The following is a 7,592-nucleotide window of genomic DNA, read 5'->3' as shown; positions in this document are numbered from 1 at the left end:
TTTTATTAATATAATCATTTAAGATTAATTCTTTGTTCATATTTTCTCCTTATTAATACATCAGCTATTTTTTAGCTAATTAAAATTATATTAAAATGAGTGCACTTTGGGAATATATTTTAATTAGCGACGATAAATGCAAGGTGAAATAAATGACTATATAAAATAATTTAAAGATACAAAATGCTAAATATTTATTTACAAACCATTTTAGTAGCATTAGATATAAAAAAATGTGAGTTAAAAGAATTTTAAAATTTTGTATATGTTTAATTTTGAATTAATTCATACAAAACAACGTAAACAATGAATTAAGAGGCACAAACAAAAATCAAAATCCGAATTACTGAAAAACTTTTTAATAAAATTCTTAAAATTACTTTCTATTAGATATAAATAACTGATTAATAAAATTAAAAAATACTTTTTAATATAAAAAAACGCAAGACCACAAAAAAGAGGTCTTGTTTTTTTTCTTGATTAAATATTTTGAAAAACAAAAAAGAAAATCGGAAGAAACACCATCCGATAGAACTAATACCTGTTTGATTAGATAAATCTATTATCTGATTTTCTAATGTTTTAAGTTGAATTTTTGTGGTATCGCCTTTGGCATTTGCTTTTGCCATTGCATTTTTAAAGTCTATACTCATTTTGCTGATGCACCACCAACAGCTAAAACTCCTGCAGATAAATCTAACATCTTTTTACCAGCCGACTCTATGCCTTTTCCAACAGTCTTAAGTTTAGCTCCGGTATCAGATATTTTAGTTAATGAACTACTTGCAACACTTGCTTCTTTTTCAAGCTCTTTTAGTTTGTTCTCAGTTTCTACTATCTCTCTTTGAAGAGCATCATATTTATCTTCACCTAGCTTCTCCTTTTTCAAGTTGTATTTTTGCTTGTTTATCTGCTTCTTTTAAGGCTTCTAGTTTTTCCTTAGTTCCTTTTAGTTCATTTTGGAGTAGTTTTTGCTTTTGTGCCAAAAGTTCACTATTTCTAGGATCGAGCTTAAGCAGACGATTAAAATCACGAAGAGAAGCCTGCGTTTGTCTTATTGAAGAGTTAACGCCTTTTAAGGCTTTATCAAGACCTGTTGTATCTCCACCAATCTCAACGGTAATACCTTTTATTCTGTTTACTACTTGTCCACCTCCTTCCTAAAATAGGCATGAAAAAAGCACCTACTATTAAGTAAGTGCAAAAAAATATTTAATATTCAGCTAGTTAGACTGTCATTTATTTAAAATCATCGAGTAAATATGCATTTTTATTAAATCTAACGATGCTATTTCTATAAATCCAGTGCTGTTTCATCCAAGAGAAAATCCTCTACTCCAATATATAAAATTCCATCGTTATCAAATCTAGGCACTATTTTGTTTCTAACTATAACAACTTTCTTAAATGAATCTCCTGTTCTTCTTAAGGATTCCGTTTCTTGTATTTGTTTTTCTCTTGTATCAACATTAAGCGCCGATTGAATATAATATCTATTACTTCCTCTATTGATTATAAAGTCTACTTCTAAATTTTTTCTAATCGTTTTTCTATTTTCATCTTTATAGTTATATTCCACAACACCAACATCTACATTTAACCCCCTCATGCGAAGTTCATTATATATTATATTCTCCATAATATGTGACTGCTCATTCTGTCTGAAATTTAACCTTGCATTTCTAAGTCCAATATCTGAAAAATAGTATTTATACGGGGCTGATATATATTTTCTCCCTTTTACATCATATCTTCTGACTTTTTCAATTAAAAAGGCATCTATAAAGTAGTCCAAGTAATTGCTTACCGTAAACTGGGATATCTTTATATTCTTCTCTGACATGAAAGTATTAGCCAGTTTAGTTGGATTGGATAAAGAACCAATAGATGAAGATATAATATCCAACAAATCATCCATTATAGATGCATCTTTAAGAACTTTATTGCGCTCCATTACATCTTTAATATAAGTACTTGTAAAAACATTCTTCAAATACTCGCTCTTTTTTTCATGACTTTTAAGTTGCACAGACATTGGCATTCCACCGTACAGGCAGAATTCATCAAAAGCCTTTCCCTTGTCTCTTTCATAACATGAATAAAATTCTGCAAACGAAAATGGATATACTCTTATTTCATCGCCACGATCTCTAAACTGCGTTAGCACATCTGATGAAAGCATCTTTGAATTACTGCCTGTAATATATACATCTACATTCGGAATTTTCATAAGTCCAAGTACCAAATCAACAAAGTTTACCTTTGAGTCAGTACCTTCTAAATATGGATTATAAATTTCTTCTACAAATTGGATTTCATCGATAAAAATATAATGTTTAAGTCCATCATCTTGAATTTTATCTCTTAAATAATCATCTAATTCTATTGGATTTCTATACTTGATATTTTTTAGACTATCAAGTGCAATCATTATAATTTGATCTTCACGCACTCCACTGGAAAGTAAGTACTTCCTATATAGTTCAAATAAAAGATAAGACTTTCCACATCTTCTAATACCTGTAATAATTTTTACTCTTCCATTATCTTTTTTATCGATAAGTTGATTTAAATATCTTGGTCTTTGTACTTCCACTCTACACTCTCCTTTAATAATATATTGTAAATACGCATTTTTATTAAATCTATTTACAATATTATAGCATTCTCAATCAAAATTTTCGATGATTACTTTTAAAATAAATGCGTATTTACTACTTTTATTAAAATGCATGCTAAAACTTATCAAATTCAGCTTGAACCTGCAACTTTGCTTTATTTTACTCCATCATTGCTTTTTCTGTCCATATATCTAGCACCATTCCTATCGTTACCAAATTCAATTCCTTTATTGATATCCCTAGTTCTACACACCTAAGTAGGAATAAGAGTGGTCTGAGTTTGTCTTATTGAAGAGTTAACGCCTTTTAAGGCTTTATAAAGACCAGTAGTATCCCCACCAATTTCAACCGTAATGCCTTTATTCTTTTAGCTATAAGCTCTCCTTTCTTTGGATTTTGGCATAAAAAAACACCTACCATTAAGTAAGAGCCAAAAAAATATTTAGTATTCAGCTAGTTAGACTGTTATTTTTTTAAAAAGAAGTGAAAGTCTCCCCTTCTATATCTGCCTTTACAATCATAGAAAACTTGTCTAATTTGATCTTCATATCGTATATGTTTTATTTCCTTATTAGTTTTGGTTTTTTTAACGATAATAATATGTTGTTTTTTAATTCACCAAATATCAATAATCTGCTTAATATTTACTCTAAAACCATATCTCTTGTTTAATTTTTTTGCTTCTATATCTATTTTTTTAGGTGTCCCTGAACCTTTACTTTTTTAGGTGATTTACCCGTGTTATATTCTATGCTCATACCTGAATTATGTTGCTTAAACTTATTTCTAATATTTCTAACAGTAGATACTGAAAAAATTTTCTTTTACTGTTCTTAAATATTGCTTATAAAATACAAAAATTTCTTTTAATTTTAGTTTGTGAGTGTTTTCCCATAAATGGCTATTTTCTTTCCTGTAAAATGGATACAAAAAACACCAAAAATCTTTAAATTCGAGTCTATTTTTTTTATCCTAGTTTATTCCTTTACTTTTGAATTTTATTAATTTAATAATCATTGAATTTTGGCTATTTATTGGATTAAAAAATAACGAATTACTCTGTTAATAGAGTATATTCGTTATTTTGCATCTTTTTTATTTTTATCTTTTATCATAAATTTATAGTATGCTTTTTCAATCTCATCATCAGAAAAACCAAAATTCATTTTAAGCTGTTTAATATAATTCATCATCATAAATTGAAACTGAATTTCATCTGATTCGAAATCTTCATCTGTATATGAAAGAGAATAACCAATACAACAAAACACTATATCCATAATTAACAATTTTCTTGGCAATATTTTAGGTATTCTTTTTAATTTCTCCAATGTTTCTTGTGTTGTTGTAACAATTCTTTTTCTTCTGGTTATTTTTACATTCATTTTAAGAAAATCAATATTATATTCTTCATCGTTAAAATTAATTAGTTCTTCATATTCAAAATATAATAGTCTTTTGTTTTTTAATTTTGCTCAATATAAGATATTAAAAATAAATAAGGGAATGATTATTATAAATCCTATAAAACTAAATATATTTACCAAATCTAAAAAAATGTCAAATTTTTTTAATCAATTGTAAATATCTGATTTCCAAATTTTAAAATTCGAATAGAAACTGAACTTTTGTATTGTATAGGTTAAACTTATTATAAATAGTATAAGCATCCAGACGAATCAAATTGTTGAAAAAGATAGATAAAATTTCATTCTATTTTTTCGCGATTTTAAATAAGTGCTTTTATGCAGCGTATTGAGAATTATTGAATTAAACAGCAGAACAATAATGGGTACGACTATATATATAATAAACATTGATATGTATAATGATGTGTATAAAATTTCATACATTTTTCCCCCTTATGTGCTTTCTTTTTTTGCAAATCAATTATATTAAAAAACAAAAGTATTTCAAGTTATCTAGCCACCCAGATATTGTTAGTTAACTCTGATACGCGGTTTAAATGAATTTAAATATGCAAACTTTTTTATTTAAAATGTTTTTATCTATTGATTAGATAATAATACACATGTGCTTTTTTCATTGTTTGTAGGGTTCGTTTTTATATTAAAAAGTTCAAGCTACACACAACCAAATTTATCTTTTTGTGTACGCTTGAACTTTGAATTGAGGACCTTAGGCACACCTAAGGTATTTAATATATTTTTTTTGAAAGATCATCAATAGCAGAATCTAGATTTTCATAAAGACCTTCTTGAATTAACTGGTTAACAACAGCCGAACAAATAAACTCAATATTTTTTTCGGGCGCATTTATTCCGTAGAAATAAAAACAATCAGCTTTAGCCAAATAATGATTCAATACATTGAAGGAGATATTTTTCTTGATACTCATCGAATGATAAAAATTAAAATCTTTTTTTCATTCGACATTCAAAACTTTCTGATTCGCTTCCTCATATTGTTTTGTTATTGGATCTAATCATCTAATTTGGAAATCTGAATTATTGAAATTTAAATCCTTTTCAATTGATATATTTTTAATACTATTTCAATCAATTTTGTGATTAATTTTCATTTGTGAAATTAAAATTCCCATTGTTACTAAACCAATAATTGATGTTGCGGCCGTAAATATTATTGCAGCTATAACGCTCATTTTATTTTTGATTCAAAATTCTTCAGATTCTAGAAATAACGAACCGATTAAATAAAGTATTGATGTGGCCGCCAGACCAACAACACCAACTATCGCATAATGAATTAAATTTTTGATTTTAGATTTTCTTAATGAGTGAGTAATTAGTTCGTTTTTCTTGAAAAAAGAAAATTTTTTCAAGAAAAAACGCCATAAAATTAACTGGTAGATTATCGGTCAAATGACTAATGCAATTAAAAAAAGGTTCAAATATGATGAAACTTCGAATGAGAAAAAATTAATTGGCATGTTGTCTCCTTATAAATATTCTTTGTTAAATATTTTTAATGCAATATTTTTGGGAACAACTTTTTCCAGTTCCTCAATAGGCGCGTTATAAATATTGTTATATGTCTTAAAATATTTTAACAATTTATTTTCATAATTTGGGCCTAAACCTTTAATTCTCTGTAATTTACCTTCTAAAGATGAAATTTTTGCTCTTTTTCTGTGATGGGATTTAGCGAATCTATCAACTTCGACTTGAATTTCCGTTAAGAAATTTTTCAAATCTAGTGGTTGGATTGATCTTATTTGTTCTTGTAAATCAATTAATTTTGATGTTCTGTGATAATCGTTTTTGACTAATCCAATCACGTTAATATCTAGATTCATATCAAATAGAATTTTTTTTGCTTCGTGAATTTGAGCTAATCCGCCATCAACAATTATTAAATCAGGCAATACATTATTCTTTAAGTCTTGAAAATATTTATGGACACTTAATTTCATGTATTCTACATCCGCTTGACGACTCGAAATTTCCGTGTGGTTGAATTTTCGATAGTAGAATTTATTTTTAAGTCCATTTGTGTAAACAACAGCAACTCCAACAGGATTAGTATTGGCGAAGTTTGAATTATCGAATGCAACAATGTTGTGCGGAATTTGGCCATCTGTATATTTAGATAGTAATTTAAGCATGTTAAATGCTTTTTTCTCGGCGTTAATAAAATATTTGTTTTGATTAGCACAAAATTCGTCTAAGTTTAACTGAGCTATATTCAGTATTTTTTTATAGTTGCCAATTTTTGGATATGTAAAATTCAACGAACACTCATTCTCTAGATTAAACTGCTCCAATTCGGGATTGACCACAATAGATTCTGGAACATGTTTATTCAAATAATATTTTCTGAAAAAAATTGACAATGTTTCGAATTCATCAATATACATATCTATAACAATATTGTCTTTTCCAATTAAGTTTCCATGTCTATAAAATAATATTGTTGCGTATAGTGTGTCTTGAACTATTTTGTAACAGAAGACATCGATGTTTTGAAATTTTTTTAATTCAATAATTTGATCCTGCCCGATTTTGTCTAAATATTGTAAAGAGTTTTTAATATCTAATGCTATTTCAAATTGAAGATTGGCGCTTGCGGCAAACATTTTTTCTTTTAACTGCGCAATATATTTCTGTTGAAAAGTAATGATTGATTTAATATGATTGAATTTTTGTTTTCAGAATTCAATATCTTTAGTTTGAATTCGTAAACCGTTTTCAAAAAAAGCTTCTCTTTGAAGTAATTTAAGGATTACGCCCGCACCATATCCCTGCGGAAATGGACCGAAATAAATAAGGTTAGAATTTTCTTTCTTTTTAATCTTGCGGACTATAGATATATCCAAGTCATGAGGTTTCAATTCAATTTTTATATAAGGATATCTTTTATCATCGAGTAGAAGGATATTATATTCAGGATTATATTTTTCTATATACTGTTTTTCAAGTAATAAAGCTTCCTTATCATTTCGACAAATAAATAAATCAAAATCACTAATGCGTTCAACTAAAGCATTAGTTTTGTATGAATTAATTGCACCTTCAAAGTACTGATGCATTCTTCTATTCAAATTTTTCGCCTTGCCTACATAAATAATTTGATTATCCTTGTCTTTTCATAAATAAATTCCAGCTGCTTTAGGCACATTTGATAAACGATTTTTTAAATATTCAGTCATTAGTCTAAGTTTTCTTCTATAAAATCAATCATTATTTCTCTCGGATAATATCCACTACCCGACCTTTTGACTTTATTATTAAATATTATTAAGAATGTTGGGGCCTGCAACACACGGAATGGGCTATTTATTTCAGTCAATAATTTTGATTCATCGATATCTACATGTAAAAATTGCACTGATTTTTCGTTTTGAAAATGCTTTCTAACTATTTTATATTCTTCGGACATAACCATACAATTTCAATCCTGATGGCGTGTAAAAATAACAAAGAAAGTGACATTAGTGTTTTCTTTGTTTGTTATTAGCTTTAATGCATCTTCTCATGGTGTTATTTTCAT

At 27.5% G+C, this 7,592-nt stretch carries 8 protein-coding genes; all 8 read right to left on the bottom strand.

All coding sequences use genetic code 4. The annotated features are described in order from the left end of the window. Window positions 1–413 precede the first annotated feature (413 nt). The 8 genes from KQ878_RS03385 to KQ878_RS03355 all read right to left on the bottom strand — a co-directional run bounded on the left by KQ878_RS03385 (window position 414) and on the right by KQ878_RS03355 (window position 7,592). Complete coding sequence (locus tag KQ878_RS03385; RefSeq protein ID WP_216567938.1) at window positions 414–629, bottom strand: hypothetical protein; 216 nt, start codon at window positions 627–629, stop codon at window positions 414–416. A gap of 14 nt (window positions 630–643) precedes the next feature. Next, window positions 644–889, bottom strand: coding sequence for a hypothetical protein (locus KQ878_RS03380; RefSeq protein WP_216567937.1), 246 nt, complete (start codon window positions 887–889; stop codon window positions 644–646). After that, entirely contained in the window at window positions 861–986 is a 126-nt protein-coding gene (locus KQ878_RS04235; protein ID WP_281492789.1) for a hypothetical protein, read from the bottom strand. The genes KQ878_RS03380 and KQ878_RS04235 overlap by 29 nt, the downstream gene beginning before the upstream one ends. A gap of 308 nt (window positions 987–1,294) precedes the next feature. Further along, window positions 1,295–2,596, bottom strand: a complete 1,302-nt coding sequence (locus KQ878_RS03375) for an ATP-binding protein (RefSeq protein WP_216567936.1) — start codon at window positions 2,594–2,596, stop codon at window positions 1,295–1,297. 1,104 nt (window positions 2,597–3,700) lie between these two features. After that, window positions 3,701–4,168, bottom strand: coding sequence for a hypothetical protein (locus KQ878_RS03370; RefSeq protein ID WP_216567935.1), 468 nt, complete (start codon window positions 4,166–4,168; stop codon window positions 3,701–3,703). Window positions 4,169–4,779: 611 nt separating this feature from the next. Beyond that, on the bottom strand, window positions 4,780–5,532 hold the full coding sequence (locus KQ878_RS03365) for a hypothetical protein (RefSeq protein ID WP_171111931.1): 753 nt from the start codon (window positions 5,530–5,532) through the stop codon (window positions 4,780–4,782). 9 nt (window positions 5,533–5,541) lie between these two features. After that, window positions 5,542–7,251 (bottom strand): GIY-YIG nuclease family protein, encoded by a 1,710-nt coding sequence (locus KQ878_RS03360; RefSeq protein WP_216505397.1) that lies wholly within the window; start codon window positions 7,249–7,251, stop codon window positions 5,542–5,544. Next, a complete protein-coding gene (locus tag KQ878_RS03355; protein WP_216505398.1) occupies window positions 7,251–7,592 on the bottom strand; it encodes a YbbN family protein in 342 nt (113 codons plus the stop codon). The genes KQ878_RS03360 and KQ878_RS03355 overlap by 1 nt, the downstream gene beginning before the upstream one ends.

Origin of the sequence: Mycoplasma zalophidermidis (assembly GCF_018913985.1) — a bacterium.
GTDB lineage: Bacteria > Bacillota_I > Bacilli_A > Mycoplasmatales > Metamycoplasmataceae > Mycoplasmopsis > Mycoplasmopsis zalophidermidis.
This window is presented reverse-complemented; position numbering and strand designations above follow the sequence as displayed.